The organism is Ignatzschineria sp. PL_is040, assembly GCF_055813795.1.
Window position 1 is genome coordinate 1 of the sequence record NZ_JBVPGU010000054.1, and the last position, 269, is coordinate 269.

Below are 269 nucleotides of genomic sequence, written 5' to 3' on the forward strand. Positions count from 1 at the left end.
CCCAGGAAAACTGGCTTGTGCTTGAAGTGCCGATGCATTTTGCATTTTATTTTGCACTCCACTCACGAATAAATTTGATTAGTTGGTATTGTAACAGCAATGTCAGATTGACTTGCTTAAGTTGTTGTATTCGCGTCAACTTTGGAAACGATCATGTTTCGTATCAAAATTGTCTAAGACCTATTATATGGTCAAGCCTCACGGTCAATTAGTATTGGTAAGCTCAATGCATTACTGCACTTACACACCCAACCTATCAACGTCGTAGT

General features: G+C 39.0%; 1 rRNA gene. It reads right to left on the reverse strand.

Features of this window, described 5'->3' with window-relative positions:
- Nucleotides 1-187: 187 nt before the first annotated feature.
- Nucleotides 188-269 (reverse strand): 23S ribosomal RNA (locus AC0SAP_RS10415); the annotation flags it as partial.